Genomic DNA, 21,841 nt, shown 5'->3' on the forward strand with positions numbered 1-21,841 from the left:
CATCAAGGAATTCACAATGGCTGCAAAGCAAGTCCAGTTCGGCGACGAAGCCCGTGCCCGCATCGTCCGCGGCGTCAACGTCCTCGCCAACGCTGTCAAGACCACCCTCGGCCCCAAGGGTCGCAACGTCGTGCTCGAGCGCTCGTTCGGCGCCCCGACGGTGACCAAGGACGGCGTGTCCGTCGCCAAGGAAATCGAACTGAAGGACAAGTTCGAGAACATGGGCGCCCAGCTCGTCAAGGAAGTCGCTTCCAAGACCAGCGACAACGCCGGTGACGGCACCACCACCGCCACGGTGCTGGCCCAGTCGATCGTCGTCGAAGGCATGAAGTACGTGGCCGCCGGCATCAACCCGATGGACCTGAAGCGCGGCATCGACAAGGCCGTCTTCGCCGCCACGGAAGAGCTCAAGAAGCTGTCCAAGCCTTGCACCACCAGCAAGCAGATCGCCGAAGTCGGCTCGATCTCGGCCAACAGCGACAAGTCGATCGGCCAGATCATCGCTGACGCGATGGACAAGGTTGGCAAGGAAGGCGTCATCACCGTCGAAGACGGCAAGTCGCTCGACAACGAACTCGACGTCGTCGAAGGCATGCAGTTCGACCGCGGCTACCTGTCGCCCTACTTCATCAACAACCCGGACAAGCAAGTCTCGGCGCTCGACGACCCGTTCGTCCTCATCCACGACAAGAAGATCAGCAACATCCGTGATCTGCTGCCCGTGCTCGAGCAAGTCGCCAAGTCCAGCCGTCCGCTGCTGATCATCGCCGAAGACGTCGAAGGCGAAGCCCTCGCGACCCTGGTGGTGAACAACATCCGTGGCATCCTGAAGACCACCGCCGTCAAGGCCCCGGGCTTCGGCGATCGTCGCAAGGCCATGCTCGAAGACATCGCCATCCTGACCGGCGGTACCGTGATCTCGGAAGAGACCGGCCTGTCGCTCGAGAAGGCCACCCTGGCTGAGCTGGGCCAAGCCAAGCGCATCGAAGTCGCCAAGGAAAACACCACGATCATCGACGGCGCCGGCGACGGCAAGGCCATCGAAGCGCGCGTGAAGCAAATCCGCGCGCAGATCGAGGAAGCCTCCTCCGACTACGACCGTGAAAAGCTGCAAGAGCGCGTGGCCAAGCTGGCCGGCGGCGTTGCCGTGATCCGCGTCGGTGCTGCCACCGAAGTCGAAATGAAGGAAAAGAAGGCCCGCGTGGAAGACGCGCTGCACGCCACCCGTGCCGCCGTTGAAGAAGGTATCGTCGCCGGCGGCGGCGTGGCCCTCATCCGCGTCAAGCAAGCCATCGCCAACGTCAAGGGCGACAACGCCGACCAGGAAGCCGGCATCAAGCTGATCCTGCGCGCCGTGGAAGAGCCCCTGCGCACCATCGTCTCGAACGCCGGCGACGAAGCCAGCGTCGTGGTGAACAAGGTCGCCGGTGGCGAAGGCAACTTCGGTTACAACGCCTCCACGGGCGAGTACGGTGACCTGGTCGAGCAAGGCGTGCTGGATCCCACCAAGGTGACCCGCACGGCCCTGCAGAACGCAGCGTCTGTTGCCAGCCTGATCCTCACCACCGAAGCCTCTGTGGCCGAGCTGGTCGACGACAAGCCGGCCGCCGGCGGCGGCATGCCCCCGGGCGGTATGGGCGGCATGGGTGGCATGGGCGGCATGGACTTCTAAGTCCCGCTCCCTGCCCCACCGGGTGCCTGGCACCCGGTACGCAACGCAGTCAAACGAAGCCCCCGGGTGCGCAAGCCCCGGGGGCTTTGTCATTCAGCGGCAGCCTCGGGCCTGCCAAGGAATGCGATCAGCTGCTCACTGAGGTACGCCGGCGCCTCTTCCGGCACGTAGTGCCCGCAGGGCGCCACCAAGCCCGTGACATCGTCAGCCACGGTGCGCAGCATGTCGGCCATCATGGAGCCCAACGCCGAGGCGCCGCCCATGGCCAACACGGGCAACGTCAGGCGCGTCCTGGCGTGGATTCGGTTCTGCGCCATGTCGTCGAAAAGTGCCCGGTAGTAACCCGCGCCGGCACGCCAGCCGCCAGGCGCGCCATAGCAGCGCACATACTCGGCCAGGGCCTGCGCGCCGATCCCCTGCATGTTCTCGCTCTTGCTCTGGAAGAGCCACGTCAGGAATTCGCGTTCGCGCCCTGGCAACAGGCTCTCGGCCAGATCGGGCAGCGCGAGAAAGAAGAAGTGCCAGTTCTTGTGGATGCGCTGCGCCTCGAAGGCGTAGGCTTCGGGCGGCACGATGCCCGGCACTGTGGCGTCGATCAACACGAGCTTGCGCAGGGTGTCGGGATGTCGATGGGCGTAGGGAAAGCCGATCCACACGCCGACGTCCTGTCCCACATAATGAAAACGATCCCACCCGAGCGCCTGCGTGAAAGCGTGCAGGCGGTCAGCGACGGCATTCGTGTCATAGCCATCGAACGGTTTGTCCGAATCGCCCAGCCCGGGCGGATCCACCGCCACGACGGTGTAGTGCCGGGCCAGAGCCGGCATGACCTTACGCCAGGCATACCAGGTCTGCGGCCAGCCCGGCACCAGAAGGACGGGTTCTCCCTGCCCGCCGATGACATAGTGAAGACGCTGGCCGGGCTGGCCTTGCATGCGGTGCTCGAACACGGCGGCGAATGCCGCGTCGTCGGAGGAATGGGGACTCATGGCAGGGCTCTCCAGGAAAGGGGCTTTCATGCTAGGCGCCGCACCGCTGCCGATCGATCGCCCGGGCGTCATATCATTCATCACTCAGCGTGATGAATTGGAAGAGCAGCATGGACCTGGACCTGAGAACGCTGGCCATCTTCGTCAAGGTGGCTGAGCGCCAGAGCTTCGCACACGCGGCCGAGGCGCTGGACATGACGCCCTCTGGGGTGAGCAACGCCATCAAGCGGCTCGAAGGCCAGCTGGACACGAGCCTCTTGGCGCGAACGACGCGAAGCGTGCATCTCACGGTCGACGGCGAGGCGTTCTATCACCGCTGCCGGCAGGTGCTCGCAGATCTGGATGAGGCCACGCAGGTGCTGACCCGCGCCCGACGCCAGCCGTCCGGCACACTGCGCGTGAGCCTGCCCGTGTCCTTCGGGCGCGTGAAGGTGGTGCCGCTGCTTTCGACGTTCCAGTCACGCTTTCCGAAGATCGATCTCGCGATCAGCATCACGGACCGCTATGTGCATCTGGTCGACGAAGGCATCGACGTCGCCGTGCGCTTCGGTCCGCTGGACGATTCGCGGCTCATTGCACGACCGCTGGCCCCGGCGCGACGCCGCGTGGTCGCAACGCCCGCCTATCTCGGCCGGCACCCCCGGCCGACGGCCCTGTCCGAGCTTGCCCGGCACAACTGCATCACGCTCAGCCATCACGAGACGGGGCGAGTGCGCCCCTGGGTCTTCAGCGAGGCCGGCTCGCCCTGCCGGATCGTGCCTGCGGGATCGGTCACGTTCAACGACGGGACGGCGCTCCATGCCGCCGTGCTGAGCGGCATCGGACTCGCCCAGATCCACGACTACATCGTGGCGGACGATCTCGCAGCCGGCCGTCTCGTCTCGGTCCTGGACGATGTCGCGCCTGCGCCGGATCCGATCGCTATCCTCTATCCGCAATCGCGCCACCTGTCCCCGCGGGTTCGGGTGTTCGTGACGTTTCTTGCCGCGGCGTGTGGCTGAGTCAGCACACGCTCCACCCACACCGCCGTGGCCTAGCGTCCGGGCAGAATCTCGATGCCCGCCTCGGTCCGGTTCAGATGCACGTCGAACTGTTGCGGCAGGCTGGCCGTGAAGCCCTGGGCGTCGCTCACCGCATACCGGCCGCTCACCGGCATCTGGGCCACCGCGTTGTCGCGGATGATCACGTTCGTCGGCCCATAGCGTTCGAACTCGTCCAAGGCTTGCGCAAGCGGCGCGTTGGCGAACTCGACCTGGCCACGGCGCCACACCGCATAGGCCTCGGCTGGCAGAGGTGCGACCGCACCTAAACGCCCAGGGCCTGCCACCACCTGCTGGCCGGGCTCCAGCGTCACCCGCCCGGCCCCGGGCGGCGCCACCCACACCTGCCCTTGCGCGACCTCGACACGGACCATGCCGGCATCCAGCCCGCCGCGCGTGTGCCGCACCGACAGCTGCCCCTCGGTGAGACGCAGGCGCACGTCGCCAGCCACCACGTGGAATTCGCGTGCCTGCGCATCGGGGGGCACGTCCAGCGCGAGCTGGCCTTCGGTGAGCACGACTTCCCGCCGGCCACTGGAGTACCGACGCTCCACGAGCGTCGACGAATCCAGTTGCAGCGTGGTGCCGTCGGGCAGTTCGACCGTGCGCGTGGCGCCACGCGGCGTGGTGAGATATTCGCCCGTGCCCACGGAGCGCCAGTATGTCCAGCCCACCCAGACACCGCCCAGGGTGCCGATGGCGGCAAAGATCACGATGCACCAGGCGACCCAGCGCGCACGCTTGGGAGGCTCGGCGGGATCGAAGGTGGATTCGTCCGGGGGACGCACAGAAGACATGACGACAGACTCGCAGGAAGAGACAGGACGGCCGGGCGGACACGCCGCGACAGGCTGAACCCTAGCATGTCTGGGCACGCCGCCAGCGCGCTCCTCGTCATACGCCTGGGCACTGCGGCCCATGCGCTGCTCAGGGACTACCCGAAGTCCCATTCCAAAGCCTCGCGCACACGGTGAGAATGGCTCACGGCCTTGCAACGGACACGGCCGAGCCCCCGGAGACCCCATGACTCGATTCTCGTACTCGCGCCTTCTCGCAGGCGTCGCGCTCGCGGCCGCGGCCGCCGCGCCACAGGCGGCAACCTTTCCCGACCGGCCGGTCACGCTCGTCGTACCCTATGCGCCGGGCGGATCGACCGACAACCTCGCCCGATCACTCGCCCAACACATGGGACAGGCCATGGGCCAGCCCGTCGTGGTGGAGAACAAGCCCGGCGGCAATACGATGATCGGCGCGAGCCACGTGGCGCGCGCGCCGGCCGACGGTTACACCGTCTTCATGGGCAGCATTGCGAGCATGGTGCTCAACCCGATGCTCTACCGGCAGCTTTCCTATGACCCAGATGCCCAATTGCGCACGGTCGCCATCCTGGCGGAGGTGCCACTGGTGCTGGTGGTCAACCCCAGCCTGCCCGTGAACTCCGTGGCCGAACTCGTGGCCTATGACAAGGCCAACCCCGGCAAGCTGAACTTCGCCTCGGTCGGCAAGGGCAATCCGATTCACCTCGCTGCCGAGATGCTCAAGACCCGTGCGCAGATGACGGCGCAGCATGTGCCCTACAACGGCAGCGCACCCGCGTTGACGGGCCTCATGGGCAACGACGTGCAGTTCATGATGGATGTGGTGAGTACGTCGCTGCCCCTCATCCAGGGGGGCAAGCTCAAGGCGCTGGCGGTGGCCTCGGCAGAACGCCTGCCTGCCCTGCCCGACGTGCCCACCCTGGCCGAGAGCGGCTACCCCGGCTATCAAGCGGCCACGTGGTTCGGCCTGGTCGTGCCGGCGGGCACGCCGCCCGAGGTCAGCGCCCGCCTGCGGGACGCAGCCCACCAGGCACTCGGGGACAGCACGTTTCAGGACACGTTCAACGCGCAGGGATTGTTCGTGCAAAAGCCCATGGCGGCCGACCAGATTCCTCGATATGTCGAGGCCGACAAACAGCGCTGGGGCGCGATCATCCGCGATAACGACATTCGTCTGGATTGACCCCCCCGGGGCGGGCGGGCAGACACGCCACGCGCGGCACGCGGAACCTTCCGCACGGAGAGGAGTCCAGTGGGATCCGGGCCGATCCGCCGGCCCCTCCCCGAGTCTCGCATGATCCGTCTCTCGCAGCTCAGTCTGCAATACGCCCTGCCCCACACCACCATCCATGTCCTGCGCTCGGTCGATCTGCATGTCCAAGCCGGTCAGAGCGTGGCGCTCGTGGGGCCCTCGGGCTCCGGCAAATCGTCGCTGCTGCTCCTGCTGGCGGGTCTCGAGCGGCCCTCCGCCGGCGAGGTCACCGTGGACGGCGTCGGCCTGGACGGGCTGGATGCGGATCGGCTCGCCGACCTGCGCCGGGACATCCTGGGCATCGTCTTCCAGCAATTCCATCTACTGCCCAGCCTGACCGCCCTGGAGAACGTGGCGGTGCCGCTGCAGATCGCGGGGCACGACGACGCCTTCGCCCGCGCCCGCGAACAGCTCGCCCACGTCGGATTGGCCGAACGCGCCGACCACTACCCGGCGCAGCTGTCCGGCGGCGAGCAGCAGCGCGTGGCGATCGCGCGTGCCACCGTGCATCGCCCACGCCTGCTGCTGGCCGATGAGCCCACCGGCAATCTGGACGAGGAGACCGGCGCGCACGTGCAGGACTTGCTCTTCGATCTGCAACGGCGCAGCGGCACAACGCTGTTCCTCGTCACGCACGATCCGGCACTGGCGGCCCGCTGCGACCGCGTGTTCCGGCTGCATGAAGGCCGGCTGCAGGAGACGACGCCGGCACAGGCGACAGCATGAGCACGTCGGCGAAAGCTTCCGACGCCCGCGCCACGACCCACCGCGCCCGCGCGCCGGGCATCGCCTTCGGCCGTCTGGTCAGCCTCGCCTGGCGGGATCTGCGCGGCTATGGCCGATCGCTGTGGGTGCTGTGCACCTGCCTTGCCCTGGGCGTGTGCCTGATCGCGGCAGGCGGTGCGCTGTACCAGCAGGTAAACGTGGGCCTGCAGAACGAGGCTCGGTCACTCTTCGGCGGCGACGTGGTTGTGCGCGCGAGCGAGCCATTGCCGGCCGAGCAGACGGCATGGATGGCCGAGCGCGGCACGCTGTCGCGCTCGCTCGAGATGCGGACCATGCTGGCCAATCCGCAAGGTGAGACGCAGTTGTCGGTGCTGCAGAGCGTGGACGACACCTACCCCCTGTACGGCGAGGTCGAGCTGGCACCCGCGCAGTCGCTGGGCGAGGCGCTCGCGCAGCGCGAGGGCGTGTGGGGCGTGGCGCTGGACCCGGTGCTCGCGCAGCGGTTGGGCGTGGGGCTGGGAGATCCGGTGGAGATCGGCGACAGCCAGTACGTGGTGCGTGCCACCATCGTGCGCCAGCCCGATCGCAGCCTGCGGGCGGACTGGGCCGGCGCGCCGGTGCTGCTCACCGAGGACGCGCTGCGCGCCTCGGGTCTCGTGCAACCCCTGAGCCGCATCGACCACGATTACCGGCTGCGCCTGGACGACGGGAGCGCCGATGCCTGGCGCGCGGACTATCTGTCGGCATTTCCTGATTCGCCCGGCCGCGTGCGCACTTTCAGCGAACGCAGCGAGCGCATCGCCGAGGTCTTGGCCCAGGTGGGCACAGGGCTGATGGTGATTGGCCTCTCGGCTCTCTTCATCGGCGGGCTGGGCGTGTACAACAGCGTGCGCGCGTACCTGCAGGGCCGCCTCGCGCACCTGGCCACGCTGCGCGCGCTGGGTCTGCGCGAGCGTGCCGTGGCCGGACTCGTCCTGATCCAGGTGCTCACGCTGGGCCTGGGAGCGAGCCTCGTCGGTGCGGTCGCGGGCGGTCTGCTGGCCGCTGCAGGGGCCGCACGCGTTGCCGCGAATCTGCCCGTGGCCATGGGCCTCGCGCCCATGATCGCCCCCCTCGGCCTGGCCGTGGTGTTCGGCGTGCTCACCGCCCTGGCCTTTGCCACGCCCCCGATCGGCCGAGCGGTCGGCACGAGCCCCGCCGTTCTGCTTCGCGGCAACGCAGGCGGCGCCATGGATGGGCCGGTGCCGAGCGCCGCGCGCTGGCTCACGGCCGGCAGCGCCGGGCTGGGCGCCGTCCTGGTCATTCTCGTGCTGCCCGATCGCCTGCTCGCCGTGGCCTTCCTGGCCGCCGTGGCAGCGCTCCTCGTCGTGCTGGAGGGCGTGCTGGCGTTGCTGCGCCGGGGCGCGCGACGTGTCCTGTCCCGACCCGGTGCGCGGCTCTCGCTCCCGCTGCGCCTCGCGTTGGCGAACCTCCAGCGACGCGACGCGTCCCTGCGGGCGGCGCTGCTGTCCCTGGGCACCGCGCTCACGCTGATCGCGAGCTGCACGATCATCGTGCTCACCCTGCTGCGCACGCTGGACACGACCGTCCCGGAGAACGCGCCGGCCTTGGTCATGTACGACATCCAGCCCGACCAGCGCCAGGCCGTGCAGACGAGTCTGGCGCAGGCGCCGGGCTTTGATCGGCTTCAACTCGCCCCCTTCGTCCTGGGCCGCATCGTGGAAGTCAAGGGGCAGGCGCTGCGTGACAGCGCCGATGCGAGCATGGTCAATCGTGCCCGCAGCGACCAGAAGCTCAGCACGCGCGCGGGCAACATCGACGACGTGGTGCTGACGGCCGGCGCCTGGTGGCCCGCGGATTACCAGGGGACGCCGATGGTGGCGCTGGAAGACCGCGAGGCCGAGCGCTTCGGCCTGACCGTGGGCGATACGGTGCGCTTCGAGATCTCGGGGACGTCGCTCACGGCGACTGTTGCCGCGATCTACGCGCAGCGTGGCATGCAGGCCCGGCTCTGGCTCGAAGGCGTGCTGAACGATGGCGCGCTCGATGCGCACATCACGCGCTACGTGGGCGCGGCCTACCTGCCTGATGCCGCGGCCATCGCCGCCCAGGATGCCCTGGCCGCCATCGCACCCAACGTGGTGAGCGTACGTACCGGGGCGTTGCTGGACGAGACGCGCAGTCTCATGGGCCGCGCGGGCGCCGGCGTGGCCGTGATCGCCGCCATCTGCCTGGCGGCGAGCCTGCTGGTGCTGGCCGGCGTCGTCGCGGCCAGCCGCGCGCGTCAGGCCTACGACGCCACCGTGCTGCACACATTGGGCTTGAGACTCGCCACGGTACGGCGCATGATCGCGTGCGAGTACGCGGTACTTGGGCTGATCACGACGGTGTTCGCGGGCATGCTGGGCGCCCTGCTCGCGGCGCCCTTGCTGCAGCTGCGCATGGCGCTGGATCCGCAAGGCCTGTATCTGGCGGGCACCGTGGTGGCGGCTGCCGTGAGCGGGGTCAGTCTCGCGGTGGGGGCGCACCACGTGGTGCGGCGCTTGCGGGTGTCCCCCGCGCAGCTGCTGCGCTCGGAGGCTTGACGACAGCCCGCGGACGGCCCTGAGCGGGCCGCCCCGGACAGGATCAGCCCAGGTGCTGGCCCAGGAAGGCGAGCGAACGTTCCTGCGCCAGCTTGGCGGCTGCCGCATCGAAGTGTTCACCCCCAGGACGGGCGAAGGCGTGATCGCAGCCTTCATAGACGTAGGCCGTGACGTTGGTCTTGCCCTCGGCCGCACGCACCGTGGCTTCGCGCTTGTCGGCATCCGAGAAGCGATCCTCGGCGGCGATGTGCAGCAGCAGCGGCGCAGCACTGGCGGGCACCTGGGGCACCAGGGCTTCCAGGCCGACGCCGTAGTAGCTCACCGACGCCTTGAGCGGCGAGCTCGCGGCGACTTCCACAGCCAGCTTGCCGCCAAGGCAGTAGCCCAGCGCGGCGATGCGATCATGGCCCAGGCGCTGCGCGAGCCACGCGCGCGCGGATTCCAGATCCGCCAACGTTTCGTCGCCCTTCATCGCCTGCATCATGGCGAACCCGCGCTGGAACTCGGCCTCCACCGTGGGATCGAGAACGACGTCCGGCTCCTGACGCCAGAAGAGGTCCGGCACCACGACGTGAAAGCCCAGCGCGGCCCACTGATCGGCCGCCTCGCGCAGCGCCGGGTTCACGCCGAAGATCTCCTGGATCAGGACGATGCCGGGCGCATCGGCCTGCGGCGCCTCGGCCAGGTAGGCGTGGAACGTCTTGCCGTCCTTGCTGGGAATGGAAACCATCGTCATCGATACGACTCCTCGTGCTCAGGGTTGAGAATGGGAGGACCAGTATGACACGCGGGGATGACGCCTCGAACGGGGGGCAGCCGCCATGTCGTTTAACATGCGGACTGTCCTGACTCATCGGACCGCCCGCGGTCCGCGCCTGCGCTCTCATGTCTTTCACCACCAAACTGCGTTCCGCCTGGGAACGCACCGGTTCCCTCCTCACCATCGGCCTGGATCCGGACCCCGCCCGCTTCCCCGCGGAATTCGACGGCCGGCCCGACGCGATCTTCGCGTTCTGCCGCGAGGTGGTGGATGCGACGGCAGCGTACGCCTGCGCCTTCAAGCCCCAGATCGCCTACTTCGCCGCCTGCCGCGCCGAAGACCAGCTCGAGGCGCTCTGCGCCCACATCCGTGAACGCCATCCCCACTTGGCCCTGGTGCTCGATGCCAAGCGCGGCGACATCGGCTCCACCGCCGAGCAATACGCGCGCGAAGCCTTCGAACGCTACGGCGCCGACGCGGTGACGGTGAATCCCTACATGGGCTTTGACTCCATTGCGCCCTATCTCGCCTGGCGCGATCGCGGCATCTTCGTGCTCTGCCGCACATCCAACCCGGGCGGCTCCGACCTGCAATTCCTGCAGACCGAGGGCGAACCGCTGTACCTGCGCGTGGCCGATTACGTGGCCCGCACTTGGCGCGAGCGCGCCAACGCGCCGGAGGGCCAGATCGGCCTGGTGGTTGGCGCCACCTTCCCGGACGAGCTGGCGGCCGTACGCGCGCGCGTGGGCCCGAACGTGCCGATCCTCGTGCCGGGCATCGGCGCACAGGGGGGCGACATCCAGGCGGTGGTGGGCGCAGGCGGCGATGGCTTGCTCATCAACTCGTCTCGCGCCATCCTGTACGCACCGGGCGCGGATTGGCGGGCCGCCGCTGCCAAGGCCGCGCAAGCCACGCGCGACGCCATCCAGGCGGCTCGTACTGGCGCCGCACCCCGCTGACCCAAGGAGGGCTTCATGATTCCGGTCTACCGTCTTCAATCTGCGAACGAAGTGCCGGTGCTCACTGCCCTCATGAATGCCTATGGCGTGCGTCACCACGTGCAGGGCGGCGTGGCGGGAACGATGTTCCCTGCCCTGCAGGACGAATTCAATGTGATGACGCTGATGGTGGATCCGGCGCAGGAAGCCCTCGCGCGGGATCTCCTGCGTGACTTCGACACGCAGGTCTAGCCGGACGGACGCGCGTCAGTCCAGCCGCTTCTCGAAGTAGACGCGGTTAACCCGTCGTCCGGCCGCGCGCGAACTCGATGTAGCCCATGTGCGGGTACATCTCCAGATTCTCGGTCATGACCTCGTTGGTGTAGAGGTGCACGGCAGCCATGCCAGTGCGGCGGGCGGCGGCCTCGCAGTACTCGATCAGGCCGCGCCCGATCCCCTGCCCACCTACTTCGGGCAGCACCGCCACGTTCTCCAGGAACATGTGCCGTTCCTTGGGATAGAACACGATGAAGCCCTGCACCTCGCCCGCCTCGTCCGCATCGACGTAGACATGGCCTGCCGCGATCTGCGCAGCAAAATCCGCCGTGACGGGCACGGGGGTACGCCCCAGGCGCGCCACGTAGCGCTGGTAAGCCTTTTCGGCGCATTCGCGCACGCCTTGGACATCGTCCGGTACAGCCCTGCGGATCACCATCGTCTCCTGCCTGCCTCGAGTTGCAACGATACCGCATCTTCTCGCGGCATCGCATGACAGCGCATGTTTGTCTGCGCGGCTCAGGCGAGAAGACGGTCCCGCTCGAGCGTCTGCAGCAGCCAGGCAAGCGCAAAGCGCACGGAGGCGAGACGAACGTCGGCACGAGAGCCCGACAGCAGCTGCATCTGCGCCTGCGTGTCGACCATGCCGCCCTCGAGCGCCCGACCCAGCCCGAACCACACGGTACCCACCGGCTTGCCCGGGACGCCACCCTCCGGGCCGGCGATCCCGCTCACCGACAGGGACCAGTGCGACGGCACCTGGCGCAGCACGCCCTGCGCCATCTCGCGCACCGTGCGTTCGCTCACCGCGCCGTCCTCACGCAGCGTCTCGTCAGGCACACCCAGGAGAGAGCGCTTGACGGCGTTGTCGTAGGTGACAAGGCTGCCATGGAACCAGGCGCTCGAGCCTGGCACAGCCGTGATCGCCGCGGCCAGCAAGCCGCCGGTGCAGGATTCCGCGCAGGTGACGCGTTCGCCGCGCGCCTGCAAGATGCGCCCGAGCGTCTCGGCCAGGCGGAGAGTGTCGTCGTCGAACATGGCGTCTCCTCGTGGTATGCCCGCTGCGCGAAGCCGCAGCGGTGTCGGTCTCAGCCGGCCAGCCAGGCGATGACGCCGAAGACGATCAGCGCGTACATGGCCGCGATCACGTCGTCGATCATCACCCCGAAGCCGCTCTTGAAGCGCCGGTCGAAGTATCGGATGGGTGCGGGCTTGACCACGTCGAACGCCCGAAAGAGCACGAAGGCCAGCGCCTGCGAGAAGAGATCGCCGGGCACGAGCCACAGCACGAGCCAGAAAGCGATGATCTCATCCCAGACCATGCCCCCGTGATCGGGCACGCCCAGGTCACGCCCTACGACGCCACAGGCCCAGCACCCGTAGGCAAAACCCAGGACGAGCACGGCGGCCACGCCCCAGGAGGGCAGATGCGCGAGCAAGAGGACCCACAAACCCCACCCGGCCAGGGTGCCCCACGTGCCCGGCGCAGGTCGCAACAGACCCGAACCGAAGCCGAAGGCGACAATGCGCGCCAGCCGCTGCACCATCCAGGTTCCGGTGGGGCGAACGGCCAGGGGCTGGATCGAGCGGGAGGTGCGAGGCGGGACAGGGCTCATGAATCGTCGTCAGCAGGTGGGCCGCTCGGCGGCGTCAGGAAAAATGATCGAAACCACGCGGCAGGCCGGCCAGCGGCTCGCCGTGGGCATCCAGGACCGTGATCGCACTCGCGCCGGCCACGATGTCACCGATGCGGGTGACGGGCACACCGGCGCGTGCGCCGGCCCGGATGACGTCGTCGCGCCGTGTGGCGGCTGCCGTGAAGCAAAGTTCATAGGCGTCCCCTCCGCCCAGCGCGGCGCAGCGGCCGGCGCCCTGAGGCAGTGCCCCCAGGGCCTCACCGAGCGGCAAAGCGTCGGCCTGCAGACAGGCCGAGACACCGCTGGCCCGCACGACGTGGCCGAGATCCTGCAGCAGACCGTCCGAGACATCGATGGCGGCATGGGCCACGCCGATGAGGGCCAGGCCCAGCCCGACGCGCGGACTCGGGCGCTCGAGCCGGCCGCGGGTGGCCGCCAGCAGACGTGTCTGCGCCGCCGAGGGCAGCGTGCGCAGCCAGGCTTGCAGACCGTCGGCATCGAAGAGCGAGCTGGCGTCATCCGGAGGCAGCGCGCCGGGGACTGCAGGCAGCAGCAGTCGCAGCGCGACATCCGCCTCACCCAACGTGCCCGAGACCCAGATGTCGTCGCCCACGCGCGCAGCGTCGCGGCGCAGGGCACGGCGCGCGCCGACGCTACCAAAAACCGTGACGCTGATCGTCACACCCGCACTGCTGCGCGTGGTGTCACCGCCGACCAGCGGGCATTGCCACTCGTCGGCCAAGGCATGAAAGCCGCGCGCAAAGGCGGCGAGCCAGGCGTCGTCCACGGCCGGCAGGCCGAGCCCCAGCGTGCAACCTCGCGGCTGCGCGCCCATGGCGGCCAGATCCGACAGATTGACAGCAAGCGCCTTGTGCCCGAGTGCTTCGGGATTGACGTCCGGAAAGAAATGTCGGCCTTCGAGCAGCAGATCGGTGCTGACGGCCCAGGCCGTCATGCCGCCCGGCAGGAGCGCGCAATCGTCGCCCACGCCGAGCAGGCCGGCAGGCGCCGGCCGCTGGAAATGCCGCTCGATGAGGCCGAACTCCGACACCGCGTGGCTAGCGGCGGCGGGCGGCCTCGACTTCAGCTGCGCGCAGTTGCGGCGCGAGCTTGTCGAGCACCCCGTTGACGAACTTGAAGCCATCCGTGCCGCCGAAGGACTTGGCGAGCTCGACGGCCTCATTGATGACGACCTTGTACGGCACTTCGACCTGATGCAGCAGCTCGAAGGTGCCGATGAGCAGGATCGCGTGCTCGACAGGCGAGAGCTCGGCGAGCGGACGGTCCACGAACGGGGTGAACGCCTCGCGCAGGGTCGCGGCCTCGCGCGTCACGCCATAGAGCAGCGTGCGAAAGAACGCGGCATCCGCCTGGGCGAACTCCTCGTTCTCACGCACGTTGGCATCGATGGCGGTGAGGTCGGTCTGGTCGACGCCGCCCTTGACGAGCCACTCGTAGGTGCCCTGCAGCGCGAATTCGCGTGCCCGGCGGCGCGCGCTGCGGCCGGACGGACGGGCAGCAACGGGTTCCGTCATTGCAGACGCCCCTTGCCCTCGTTGTCGTCCTCGTCCTCGAAGTCCTCGTCGTCTTCCTCGTCCTCGTCGCCTTCTTCCGGCTCGAGGGCGGCCATCAGGTTGGCCATCTCGACGGCGGCGCGGGCGCAGTCGCGGCCCTTGCCTTCAGCACGTTCGACGGCTTGCTCGTCGGACTCGGTGGTGAGCACGCCGTTGGCCACGGGCACGCCGGTGGCCTGGGCCACGCGACCGATGGCCGCAGCGCTTTCGTTGCTCACGACTTCGAAGTGGTAGGTCTCGCCGCGCACGACCGCGCCGAGCGCGATCAGGGCGTCGAACTCGCCCGTTTCGGCCAACTGGGCAGCGGCCACGCCGATCTCGAGCGCGCCGGGCACGGTCACGACCATGATGTCGCGCTCGTCCACGCCGAGCTTGCCGAGTTCTTCCAGGCAGCCGTCGAGTTCGGCCAGGCCGATTTCCTCGTTGAAGCGGGCGCGCACGATGCCAATGTGCAGCCCTTCGCCGTTGAGGTCAGGCGTGAGAGTGTAGGGATTCATTGAGGTTCTTCCTGTGCGATGGTGGTGTTGGAAACGCCGGCGGGACTGGGCTCCCAGCCCGTCACCGTCAGCGCGAAGCCCGTCATGCTGGGCATTTTTCTGGGGCGGCCGAGCAGCCGCATGCGTTGCACGTTCAAGTCCTTCAGGATCTGTGCGCCGATGCCGTGGGCACGCAGCTCCTTGCTGGCAGAGCGATCGATCGGGGCCGGGACGGCACCCGTGCGCGCGGTCTCGTCCAGGGCGACGAAGGCGCCGAACCACTGCTCGGCAGCCGGTGCGCAATTGAGCAGGACAGCCACGCCGCTCTCGCTCGCGGCGATGGCCTTGAGCGAATCCGGCAGGCTCCAGCTGTGCAGGCTCACCTGCGTATCGAGCAGATCGAGCAGCGAGGTGGGCTCGTGCACGCGCACCAGGGCGTCGCGCGACGGATCGATCTCGCCCTTGACGAGCGCGATGTGCGGCGAGCCGCTCGGGGTATCGCGATAGGCGATGGCGCGAAAGGTGCCGAAGGCCGTGACGAGCTCGCGCTCGCCCAGGCGCTGCACCATGGATTCGGTCTCGTTGCGATACTGGATGAGATCGACGATGGTGCCGATCTTCATGTCGTGCTTTTCGGCGAACGTGATCAGATCCGGCAGCCGGGCCATCGTGCCGTCTTCCTTCAGGATCTCGCAGATCACCGAGGCCGGGGTGAGCCCGGCCAGGGCCGCGAGATCGCAGCCGGCTTCGGTGTGACCTGCGCGCATGAGCACGCCGCCCTGCACCGCCTGGATCGGAAAAATATGGCCGGGCTGCACGATGTGCTCGGGTCGGGCATCGCGCGCGACGGCCGTACGCACCGTGCGCGCGCGGTCAGCGGCCGAGATGCCCGTGCTCACGCCTTCGGCGGCCTCGATGGAGGCCGTGAAGTTGGTGCCATAGCGCGTGCCGTTCGCGCGCACCATGGGCGCGAGCCCCAGTTGGGCGCAGCGCTCCTCGGTGAGCGTGAGGCACACCAGGCCCCGGGCGTGGGTCACCATGAAATTGATGGCTTCGGGCGTGACGAATTCAGCCGCCATGACGAGGTCGCCCTCGTTCTCGCGGTCTTCCTCGTCGACCAAAATGACCATGCGGCCGGCGCGCAGCTCGGCAATGATGTCCGAGACGGGTGAGATGGCGCCGGAAGCGGGCGACGGGGCGGATGCAACCGCGGACATGGGGGAGACTCCGAATTCTTCTGATGAGGCCAGGCGCGCGGCGCACAGTCGAACGTGCGCCGGGCCGCGTAGTTTACCGCTTGTTTGTGACGCGGCCGCATCCTTCGCGGCGGGCGGTACCGCCATGGAATATGATCATGGGTTGACCGCGCTTTTTTCGACTCGAACAAGGGACAGACACCCATGGTGAACAAAATCATCGATTCGGTAGCCGCCGCGCTCGCCGACGTGGCAGACGGCGCCACTGTGCTGATCGGTGGCTTCGGCAATGCCGGCATGCCGCATCAACTCATCGACGGCCTGATCGAGCAAGGCGCGCGCGATCTGGTGGTGGTGAGCAACAACGCCGGCAACGGCGACACGGGCCTCGCGGCCCTGCTCAAGGCTGGCCGCGTGCGCAAGGTGGTCTGCTCCTTCCCCCGCCAGGCGGATTCCTGGGTGTTCGACGACCTGTACCGCGCCGGCAAGATCGGCCTCGAACTCGTCCCGCAGGGCAACCTGGCCGAACGCATCCGCGCCGCCGGCGCTGGTGTGGGCGCCTTCTTCTCGCCCACGGGCTACGGCACGCTGCTGGCCGAAGGCAAGGAAACGCGCGAGATCAATGGCCGGAACTACGTGCTCGAGTATCCGATCCACGCGGATCTCGCGCTCATCAGCGCGCTGAAGGCCGACCGCTGGGGCAACCTCACCTATCGCAAGACGGCGCGCAACTTCGGGCCGATCATGGCGAGCGCGGCCAAGGTGGCCGTGGCCCAGGTGAAGGAGATCGTCGAACTGGGCGAGCTCGATCCGGAAGCCGTGGTCACCCCCGGCATCTTCGTACAACGTGTCGTCAAAGTCGCCTGAGGAGCCCGCCATGCAGAAACTCGACCGCAACCAGATGGCTGCCCGCGTTGCCCAGGACATCCCTGACGGCGCCTATGTGAACCTCGGCATCGGCCTGCCCACCCTCGTGGCCAATCACCTGCCCGCCGATCGCGAGATCATTCTCCACACCGAGAACGGCCTTCTCGGCATGGGTCCCGCGCCCGCCAAGGGCGAGGAGGACGAGGACCTCATCAACGCCGGCAAGCAGCCGGTCACCGCCCTGCCCGGCGCGGCCTTCTTCCATCACGCCGATTCCTTCTCCATGATGCGCGGCGGCCACCTGGACATCTGCGTACTCGGTGCCTTCCAGGTCTCGGCGACAGGCGATCTTGCCAACTGGCACACCGGTGCCAAGGACGCCATTCCCGCCGTTGGCGGCGCGATGGATCTGGCCATCGGCGCGCGCCAGGTCTTCGTCATGATGGAGCACCTGACCAAGCAGGGCGACAGCAAGATCGTCGACGTGTGCACCTATCCGCTCACGGGTGTCGGCTGCGTGAGCCGCGTCTATACCGACCTCGCCGTGCTCGACATCACCCCGGAAGGCGTGCGGGTGGTCGAACACGTCGAAGGCCTCACCTTCGAGGAACTGCAGAAGCTGAGCGGCATTGCGCTCCTGCCTCCTCGCTGAGCCCGCCACCATGGATGCCCTGAACGCCACCGCCAGCACGAGCGCCATGCGGGCCTTGTGGTCCGACGATGCCGTGCTCGCCGCCATGCTGCGTTTCGAAGCCGAGCTCGCACTTGCGCAGTCGGCCTGTGGACTGATCCCGGCCGAGGCCGGCCCGGCGATCGCGGCGGTATGCCAGACGGTGCGTCCCGACCCGCTGCCGCTCGCCCTGGAAGCGCAGCGCGCAGGCACGCTCGCCATTCCGCTCGTCAAGCAGCTGAAGGCGGCTGTGGCCGCGGCCGATTCCGCGCAGGCCGCCTACGTGCACTATGGCAGCACCAGCCAGGACATCGCGGACACCGCGCTCGTCTTGATCGCGCGCGACTCGCTCGCGCTCCTGCGCCAGGATCTCCTCGCTCTGGGCCGCGCCCTGGCCGGACTCGTCCGCACGCATGCACGCACGGCACTGCTCGCCCGCACGCTGCTGCAGCCGGCCGCGCCGATCAGCTTCGGCTGGAAGGCAGCGGGCTGGCTTGATGCCGTCAACCGCAGCACGCAGGCGCTCATGCGCGCCGGCGAAGAAGCCGCCACGCTGCAGCTGGGCGGCGCCAATGGCGCCCTGCTGCTGCATGGCGAGCGTGGCGCAGAAGTGAGCGCCAGGCTCGCGCGCCAGCTCGGCCTCGCGGCGCCCGCGATCAGCTGGCATGGCGCGCGCGACCGTCTGGCGCGCCTCGCCAGCGAACTCGCCCTCCTGTGCGGCGTGGTCGGCAAGTTCGGCCGCGACATCGCGCTTCTGATGCAGGTCGAGGTGGGCGAAGCCTTCGAGCCCTCTGGCGAAGGCCGTGGCGGCTCATCGGCCATGCCGCACAAGCGCAACCCCGTGGCCGCCATGCACATGCTGGACGCCGCATACCGGGCGCCGGCACTCGCGCAGATCCTGGTGGGCGAGCTGCCTGCCGAGCACGAGCGCGGCCTGGGCTCCTGGCCCAATGCCCTGCCCACGCTCGAAACCTTGTTTGCGCTGGCTGCCAACAGCTTAGCGGCCGCGCGCGAGACGGCCGAAGGCCTCACGGTGGATGCTGACGCCATGCGCGCCAACATCGACCGCATGCACGGCGTCGTATTTTCCGAGGCCCTGGGCAGCGTCATCGCCCGGGCCGTGGGGCCGGCCAAGGCGACGGCCACCGTGAGCCAGGCAAGCCAGCGCGCCATGGCTGAGGCTCGCCCGGTCCTGGACATCCTGCGCGAGGACGCTGCCCTCACGGCGCAGGTCGACGGCAAGGCACTCGAAGCGGCCCTGCGCACCGACACCCAGCTCGAAGGTGCCCTGCCCATGTGCGAGGCCGTCCTCGACGCCTGGACACCCACCGAATCCGCGCTCGCTGCCGCCGATGGCGCGCGCGCTCTGTGAACGCTGAAGGAGACATTTCATGCCGCACGCCCTGAGCCACGACGCTCGCATCTACTGGCGCACCGATGGCGATCCGGCCCTGCCGGCCCTGGTCCTCGGCAATTCGCTGGGTACGGATTTCTCGATGTGGGACATCCTGCTGCCCCGCCTGCTGCGCCACTTCTACGTGCTGCGCTTCGACATGCGCGGCCACGGCGCCTCTGACGCGCCGGCCGCCGACTACACGCTGGACCAACTCACCGATGACGCCGAAGCGGTGATCGCCGCTGCTGGCATCACGCAGTATCACTACTGCGGCATCTCGCTGGGCGGCATGGTCGGCATGAACCTCGCCTCGCGCCAGCCGTCCGGGCTGCAGCGTCTCATTCTTTCCAATACGAGTCCCAAGTTCCCGGACCCGGCGCTGTGGGCCGCGCGCATCGACGCCGTGCGCCAAGGCGGCATGGCGTCGATCGCCGAAGCCGGCCTTGCCCGCTTCTTCACCCCAGAGTTCGTGCGCATCGGCGACATGGGCTTTCAGCGCGTGCGCAACACCTTGCTGGGCATCGACCCGCAAGGCTACATCGGCTGCTGCGCCGCCATCCGCGACATGGACTTGCGCGGCGTGCTCGCACGCATCCAGGTGCCCACCCTCGTCGTCACCGGCGAATTCGATCTGTCCACGCCGCCCGCCGTGGGCGAGGCACTTGCGCAGGCCATCGCGGGCAGCGAGCACGTCAACCTGCGCTCGGCCCACATCCCGTGCGTCGAGATCCCGACGGCTTATGGCGACACGCTCGTGCATTGGCTCGCGCCCGCCGACGTGGACAGTGACGTGTCGCGCTACGCCGCGGGTCTCGTGCGCCGCAAGTCGGTGCTGGGCGACGCTCACGTCGAGCGCAGCCTGAAGCACGCCACGCCGTTCAACGCCGGCTTCCAGCAGTTCATCACCCGCTACGCCTGGGGCGAGATCTGGACGTCCAGCCGCTTCCCGGATCTGCAGCGCCGTCTGCTCGTGCTCGCCATGACCGCAGCACAGGGCCGCTGGGAAGAGTTCGAACTGCACGTCGGCGCGGCGTTACGTGCCGGCGTGGAGCCTGAGACGCTGCAGGAGCTCTTGACGCAAGTGGCCGTCTACACCGGCGTGCCTGCGGCCAATACCGGCTTCAAGATTGCCGGCGAGCTGATCCGCGAACACCAGGCCGCGGATTGACCTCCCCGATCGAGGTCTACATCGGCATCGGCGGCAACCTCGGCGATGCCCTGGCCACTGTGCGTGCAGCGATCGCCGAGCTCCGCTCGGCGCCCGGTCTGTCGGCCGTCACGAGCGCAGCGCTCTACCGATCCGCGCCCGTCGAGGCGAGCGGCCCGGACTTCATCAACACGGTCGTCCGGGCCAGCACCACGCTCGCCCCGCTGGCGCTTCTGGATCTGCTGCAAGCCATCGAGGCACGGCATGGTCGGGAGCGGCCGTATCGCAATGCGCCGCGCACCCTGGATCTCGACCTGTTGCTCTACGGCGACATCAAGCTAGATACGCCCCGGCTCACGCTGCCGCATCCCCGGATGACCGAGCGGGCCTTCGTGCTGGCGCCGTTGGCCGAACTCGCGCCGGCATTGCGGGTACCCGCCGGCACCGTCAGCGAGCTCCTGGCCGCGCTCGATCAGCGCATCGAGCGCCTGCCCGTCCCACCCGGCTGACACGGCGTCGTCCCGCCCCTCACGAATCGTCGCATTTGCGCACGTTTTCGCTGAAAACCTTATGACAGAATGTATGAGGATTGCGGCTCGGCCCCTATAATCCCGAGGAATTGCGCGACGCTGCCACCGGGCGCCGTCAGGTCATGTCACACAAGGATGACAGTGGAAAAGGCGATTTTCGAGTACGTGAGCGAAGCCCAGGCCAGCCGGCAGTGGAAGCAATTTCTGGCGGCACTCGCGGCCGAGTTCGGTGAGCAACTCGCGGATACCGATCTTCGCGCCATGATGCAACGCGTCGGCGCCCGATTCGCCGGACAATTGCCGCTGCCGCGTTGCGATACCGTCCCGCAGATGCAGCAGGCCATGAGCGACCTGTGGATGAGCTGCGACTGGGGGTGGGTCGAGCTGCACGAGAATGCGGATCACCTTGCCATACGCCATTTCTGCTCACCGTTGCGCGCCGCGTTCGGGGAACAACACTTGCGATGGACGCCCGCCTTCCTGGAAGGCGCCTACCAGCAATGGTTCCACAGCATGGGGTCGGGATCCACGCTACGCGTGCAGCAAAGCACGCAGGCTGACGCGTTCGGCTGCGTGGAATTTCGCCTCGCCCAATAATCTGAACTGGCGCGGTCTTACGCGTTGCCCCCGAGGCCTGTATCTGTATGAGTGGTGCTAACGACATCGCCAATTTGTTTGCCCGGTTCGGTGGCAAACCTGAGCATTACCAGGAGATCGCCCGCGCCGACCAGGCGCGCGACTCTGAATCTCGATGGCCACTGCTGTCCTCGGTCGGCGCGCAGGCAGCCCATCCTCCTGCCGTGCAACATGGCCAGGCCAGGACTGCGAGCCACAGCCCGTCGCCTTTCGCGCAGCCGGAGACGGCGGCTCGCCACGATGGCCGTACCGAGCCGACACTGCCCTGGGGCGCGGCGACGCCCGTGCTGGACGACGCTCCCTTCAGTGCCCCTCTCGCCCCGGTCGCGCCCACCGAATCTGCACCCGAGCCCGCGCCTGCCACGGCACCACTGTCGCAGTTCATCGCGCCGCGCCAGCGCGGTTTCGGACGTCCGGCCCCGACAGTGCGCGCCGCTGCGCCCCCGGCGGCGATGGCTGCGGCAGCGGCATCGCCCCAGCCTGCTGCTGGTGCCATGACATCGACGGCTGCCACGCCCGAGTCTACGGCGCCTGGCGCCGCTTTCACCCGCTTTGCCCAGTCCGCCAGTCAGCCAACGGCCGCGCCGCCCTCAGCACCCGTCGCAGCTACGCGCGCGGCCGGGCACGCCGCGCCGGCACCGAGCCTTGGCGGTTCG

At 68.4% G+C, this 21,841-nt stretch carries 24 protein-coding genes; 14 read left to right on the top strand and 10 right to left on the bottom strand.

All coding sequences use genetic code 11. The annotated features are described in order from the left end of the window. Positions 1 to 16: 16 nt before the first annotated feature. The gene (groL, locus tag IMZ29_RS10870) at positions 17 to 1,672 is read left to right on the top strand and encodes a chaperonin GroEL (RefSeq protein WP_216183623.1); all 1,656 of its coding nucleotides are present in this window, start codon (positions 17 to 19) and stop codon (positions 1,670 to 1,672) included. A gap of 89 nt (positions 1,673 to 1,761) precedes the next feature. Here groL and IMZ29_RS10875 read toward each other — a convergent pair whose 3' ends face one another. Next, the gene (locus IMZ29_RS10875; protein WP_216183625.1) at positions 1,762 to 2,661 is read right to left on the bottom strand and encodes an alpha/beta fold hydrolase; all 900 of its coding nucleotides are present in this window, start codon (positions 2,659 to 2,661) and stop codon (positions 1,762 to 1,764) included. Between the two features lie 110 nt (positions 2,662 to 2,771). Between IMZ29_RS10875 and IMZ29_RS10880 the strand changes: the two genes are divergently transcribed. Next, positions 2,772 to 3,662 carry a LysR family transcriptional regulator gene (locus tag IMZ29_RS10880; protein WP_216183627.1) on the top strand — a complete coding sequence of 297 codons (891 nt, stop codon included), beginning with the start codon at positions 2,772 to 2,774 and terminating at the stop codon, positions 3,660 to 3,662. Between the two features lie 32 nt (positions 3,663 to 3,694). On the opposite strand, the gene IMZ29_RS10885 is transcribed toward IMZ29_RS10880, so the two are convergent. Continuing rightward, entirely contained in the window at positions 3,695 to 4,498 is an 804-nt protein-coding gene (locus IMZ29_RS10885; RefSeq protein WP_216183629.1) for a FecR family protein, read from the bottom strand. A 226-nt stretch (positions 4,499 to 4,724) separates the two neighbouring features. On the opposite strand from IMZ29_RS10885, the gene IMZ29_RS10890 reads away from it, so the two are divergent. The 3 genes from IMZ29_RS10890 to IMZ29_RS10900 all read left to right on the top strand — a co-directional run bounded on the left by IMZ29_RS10890 (position 4,725) and on the right by IMZ29_RS10900 (position 9,082). Next, positions 4,725 to 5,702 carry a Bug family tripartite tricarboxylate transporter substrate binding protein gene (locus IMZ29_RS10890; RefSeq protein WP_216183630.1) on the top strand — a complete coding sequence of 326 codons (978 nt, stop codon included), beginning with the start codon at positions 4,725 to 4,727 and terminating at the stop codon, positions 5,700 to 5,702. Positions 5,703 to 5,813: 111 nt separating this feature from the next. Next, positions 5,814 to 6,497: an ABC transporter ATP-binding protein gene (locus IMZ29_RS10895; RefSeq protein WP_216183632.1), complete on the top strand. Its 684-nt coding sequence runs from the start codon at positions 5,814 to 5,816 to the stop codon at positions 6,495 to 6,497. Beyond that, positions 6,494 to 9,082, top strand: a complete 2,589-nt coding sequence (locus IMZ29_RS10900) for an ABC transporter permease (RefSeq protein WP_216183634.1) — start codon at positions 6,494 to 6,496, stop codon at positions 9,080 to 9,082. Before IMZ29_RS10895 ends, IMZ29_RS10900 begins: the two co-directional genes overlap by 4 nt. Positions 9,083 to 9,125: 43 nt before the next feature. Here the strand turns inward: IMZ29_RS10900 and IMZ29_RS10905 are convergent, their stop codons facing one another. After that, positions 9,126 to 9,818, bottom strand: coding sequence for a dienelactone hydrolase family protein (locus tag IMZ29_RS10905; protein WP_216183635.1), 693 nt, complete (start codon positions 9,816 to 9,818; stop codon positions 9,126 to 9,128). A gap of 149 nt (positions 9,819 to 9,967) precedes the next feature. On the opposite strand from IMZ29_RS10905, the gene pyrF reads away from it, so the two are divergent. Both pyrF and IMZ29_RS10915 read left to right on the top strand, forming a co-directional pair. Then, entirely contained in the window at positions 9,968 to 10,801 is an 834-nt protein-coding gene (pyrF, locus tag IMZ29_RS10910; RefSeq protein ID WP_216183636.1) for an orotidine-5'-phosphate decarboxylase, read from the top strand. 15 nt (positions 10,802 to 10,816) lie between these two features. Beyond that, on the top strand, positions 10,817 to 11,032 hold the full coding sequence (locus IMZ29_RS10915; protein ID WP_216183637.1) for a hypothetical protein: 216 nt from the start codon (positions 10,817 to 10,819) through the stop codon (positions 11,030 to 11,032). A gap of 46 nt (positions 11,033 to 11,078) precedes the next feature. Here IMZ29_RS10915 and IMZ29_RS10920 read toward each other — a convergent pair whose 3' ends face one another. The 7 genes from IMZ29_RS10920 to ribBA form a co-directional block, all read right to left on the bottom strand. Next, on the bottom strand, positions 11,079 to 11,495 hold the full coding sequence (locus IMZ29_RS10920; RefSeq protein WP_216183638.1) for a GNAT family N-acetyltransferase: 417 nt from the start codon (positions 11,493 to 11,495) through the stop codon (positions 11,079 to 11,081). A gap of 80 nt (positions 11,496 to 11,575) precedes the next feature. Beyond that, positions 11,576 to 12,094: a CinA family protein gene (locus IMZ29_RS10925; protein ID WP_216183640.1), complete on the bottom strand. Its 519-nt coding sequence runs from the start codon at positions 12,092 to 12,094 to the stop codon at positions 11,576 to 11,578. A gap of 50 nt (positions 12,095 to 12,144) precedes the next feature. Continuing rightward, entirely contained in the window at positions 12,145 to 12,672 is a 528-nt protein-coding gene (locus IMZ29_RS10930) for a phosphatidylglycerophosphatase A family protein (RefSeq protein WP_216183642.1), read from the bottom strand. Between the two features lie 34 nt (positions 12,673 to 12,706). After that, a complete protein-coding gene (gene thiL / locus IMZ29_RS10935; protein WP_216183644.1) occupies positions 12,707 to 13,837 on the bottom strand; it encodes a thiamine-phosphate kinase in 1,131 nt (376 codons plus the stop codon). Then, entirely contained in the window at positions 13,752 to 14,228 is a 477-nt protein-coding gene (nusB, locus tag IMZ29_RS10940; protein ID WP_216183646.1) for a transcription antitermination factor NusB, read from the bottom strand. The genes thiL and nusB overlap by 86 nt, the downstream gene beginning before the upstream one ends. Beyond that, positions 14,225 to 14,764 (bottom strand): 6,7-dimethyl-8-ribityllumazine synthase, encoded by a 540-nt coding sequence (ribH, locus tag IMZ29_RS10945; RefSeq protein WP_216183648.1) that lies wholly within the window; start codon positions 14,762 to 14,764, stop codon positions 14,225 to 14,227. Before ribH ends, nusB begins: the two co-directional genes overlap by 4 nt. Further along, positions 14,761 to 15,960, bottom strand: coding sequence for a bifunctional 3,4-dihydroxy-2-butanone-4-phosphate synthase/GTP cyclohydrolase II (ribBA, locus tag IMZ29_RS10950; protein ID WP_216183650.1), 1,200 nt, complete (start codon positions 15,958 to 15,960; stop codon positions 14,761 to 14,763). Before ribBA ends, ribH begins: the two co-directional genes overlap by 4 nt. Before the next feature lie 183 nt (positions 15,961 to 16,143). Here ribBA and IMZ29_RS10955 point away from each other — a divergent pair, with 183 nt between their 5' ends. The 7 genes from IMZ29_RS10955 to bcsP all read left to right on the top strand — a co-directional run. After that, entirely contained in the window at positions 16,144 to 16,806 is a 663-nt protein-coding gene (locus IMZ29_RS10955; protein ID WP_216183652.1) for a 3-oxoacid CoA-transferase subunit A, read from the top strand. A 10-nt stretch (positions 16,807 to 16,816) separates the two neighbouring features. Further along, entirely contained in the window at positions 16,817 to 17,458 is a 642-nt protein-coding gene (locus tag IMZ29_RS10960) for a 3-oxoacid CoA-transferase subunit B (protein WP_216183654.1), read from the top strand. 10 nt (positions 17,459 to 17,468) lie between these two features. Continuing rightward, positions 17,469 to 18,848 (top strand): lyase family protein, encoded by a 1,380-nt coding sequence (locus IMZ29_RS10965; protein WP_216183655.1) that lies wholly within the window; start codon positions 17,469 to 17,471, stop codon positions 18,846 to 18,848. 19 nt (positions 18,849 to 18,867) lie between these two features. Next, positions 18,868 to 20,040, top strand: coding sequence for a bifunctional 3-oxoadipate enol-lactonase/4-carboxymuconolactone decarboxylase PcaDC (pcaDC, locus tag IMZ29_RS10970; RefSeq protein WP_216183657.1), 1,173 nt, complete (start codon positions 18,868 to 18,870; stop codon positions 20,038 to 20,040). Then, positions 20,037 to 20,528, top strand: coding sequence for a 2-amino-4-hydroxy-6-hydroxymethyldihydropteridine diphosphokinase (locus tag IMZ29_RS10975; RefSeq protein ID WP_216183659.1), 492 nt, complete (start codon positions 20,037 to 20,039; stop codon positions 20,526 to 20,528). Before pcaDC ends, IMZ29_RS10975 begins: the two co-directional genes overlap by 4 nt. A gap of 156 nt (positions 20,529 to 20,684) precedes the next feature. Beyond that, positions 20,685 to 21,146 (top strand): cellulose biosynthesis protein BcsD, encoded by a 462-nt coding sequence (bcsD, locus tag IMZ29_RS10980; RefSeq protein ID WP_216183661.1) that lies wholly within the window; start codon positions 20,685 to 20,687, stop codon positions 21,144 to 21,146. A 47-nt stretch (positions 21,147 to 21,193) separates the two neighbouring features. After that, on the top strand, positions 21,194 to 21,841 hold a 648-nt coding region (gene bcsP / locus IMZ29_RS10985), incomplete at its 3' end, for a cellulose biosynthesis protein BcsP (protein WP_216183663.1).

The sequence above is a fragment of the Verticiella alkaliphila genome (assembly GCF_018904615.1).
GTDB classification, from domain to species: Bacteria; Pseudomonadota; Gammaproteobacteria; order Burkholderiales; family Burkholderiaceae_B; genus Verticiella; species Verticiella alkaliphila.

Excerpts from the sequence above, each read along its gene's own strand:
- ribBA (WP_216183650.1), bottom strand. The coding sequence starts at position 15,960 with ATGTCCGCGGTTGCATCCGCCCCGTCGCCCGCTTCCGGCGCCATCTCA.
- nusB (WP_216183646.1), bottom strand. The coding sequence starts at position 14,228 with ATGACGGAACCCGTTGCTGCCCGTCCGTCCGGCCGCAGCGCGCGCCGC.
- IMZ29_RS10900 (WP_216183634.1), top strand. The coding sequence starts at position 6,494 with ATGAGCACGTCGGCGAAAGCTTCCGACGCCCGCGCCACGACCCACCGC.
- IMZ29_RS10965 (WP_216183655.1), top strand. The coding sequence starts at position 17,469 with ATGGATGCCCTGAACGCCACCGCCAGCACGAGCGCCATGCGGGCCTTG.
- thiL (WP_216183644.1), bottom strand. The coding sequence starts at position 13,837 with ATGGCTTCAAGTTCGTCAACGGGGTGCTCGACAAGCTCGCGCCGCAAC.
- IMZ29_RS10925 (WP_216183640.1), bottom strand. The coding sequence starts at position 12,094 with ATGTTCGACGACGACACTCTCCGCCTGGCCGAGACGCTCGGGCGCATC.
- IMZ29_RS10885 (WP_216183629.1), bottom strand. The coding sequence starts at position 4,498 with ATGTCTTCTGTGCGTCCCCCGGACGAATCCACCTTCGATCCCGCCGAG.
- IMZ29_RS10960 (WP_216183654.1), top strand. The coding sequence starts at position 16,817 with ATGCAGAAACTCGACCGCAACCAGATGGCTGCCCGCGTTGCCCAGGAC.
- pyrF (WP_216183636.1), top strand. The coding sequence starts at position 9,968 with ATGTCTTTCACCACCAAACTGCGTTCCGCCTGGGAACGCACCGGTTCC.
- IMZ29_RS10905 (WP_216183635.1), bottom strand. The coding sequence starts at position 9,818 with ATGACGATGGTTTCCATTCCCAGCAAGGACGGCAAGACGTTCCACGCC.
- IMZ29_RS10890 (WP_216183630.1), top strand. The coding sequence starts at position 4,725 with ATGACTCGATTCTCGTACTCGCGCCTTCTCGCAGGCGTCGCGCTCGCG.
- pcaDC (WP_216183657.1), top strand. The coding sequence starts at position 18,868 with ATGCCGCACGCCCTGAGCCACGACGCTCGCATCTACTGGCGCACCGAT.
- IMZ29_RS10880 (WP_216183627.1), top strand. The coding sequence starts at position 2,772 with ATGGACCTGGACCTGAGAACGCTGGCCATCTTCGTCAAGGTGGCTGAG.
- IMZ29_RS10895 (WP_216183632.1), top strand. The coding sequence starts at position 5,814 with ATGATCCGTCTCTCGCAGCTCAGTCTGCAATACGCCCTGCCCCACACC.
- IMZ29_RS10920 (WP_216183638.1), bottom strand. The coding sequence starts at position 11,495 with ATGGTGATCCGCAGGGCTGTACCGGACGATGTCCAAGGCGTGCGCGAA.
- bcsD (WP_216183661.1), top strand. The coding sequence starts at position 20,685 with ATGACAGTGGAAAAGGCGATTTTCGAGTACGTGAGCGAAGCCCAGGCC.
- ribH (WP_216183648.1), bottom strand. The coding sequence starts at position 14,764 with ATGAATCCCTACACTCTCACGCCTGACCTCAACGGCGAAGGGCTGCAC.
- IMZ29_RS10875 (WP_216183625.1), bottom strand. The coding sequence starts at position 2,661 with ATGAGTCCCCATTCCTCCGACGACGCGGCATTCGCCGCCGTGTTCGAG.
- IMZ29_RS10915 (WP_216183637.1), top strand. The coding sequence starts at position 10,817 with ATGATTCCGGTCTACCGTCTTCAATCTGCGAACGAAGTGCCGGTGCTC.
- IMZ29_RS10955 (WP_216183652.1), top strand. The coding sequence starts at position 16,144 with ATGGTGAACAAAATCATCGATTCGGTAGCCGCCGCGCTCGCCGACGTG.
- groL (WP_216183623.1), top strand. The coding sequence starts at position 17 with ATGGCTGCAAAGCAAGTCCAGTTCGGCGACGAAGCCCGTGCCCGCATC.
- IMZ29_RS10930 (WP_216183642.1), bottom strand. The coding sequence starts at position 12,672 with ATGAGCCCTGTCCCGCCTCGCACCTCCCGCTCGATCCAGCCCCTGGCC.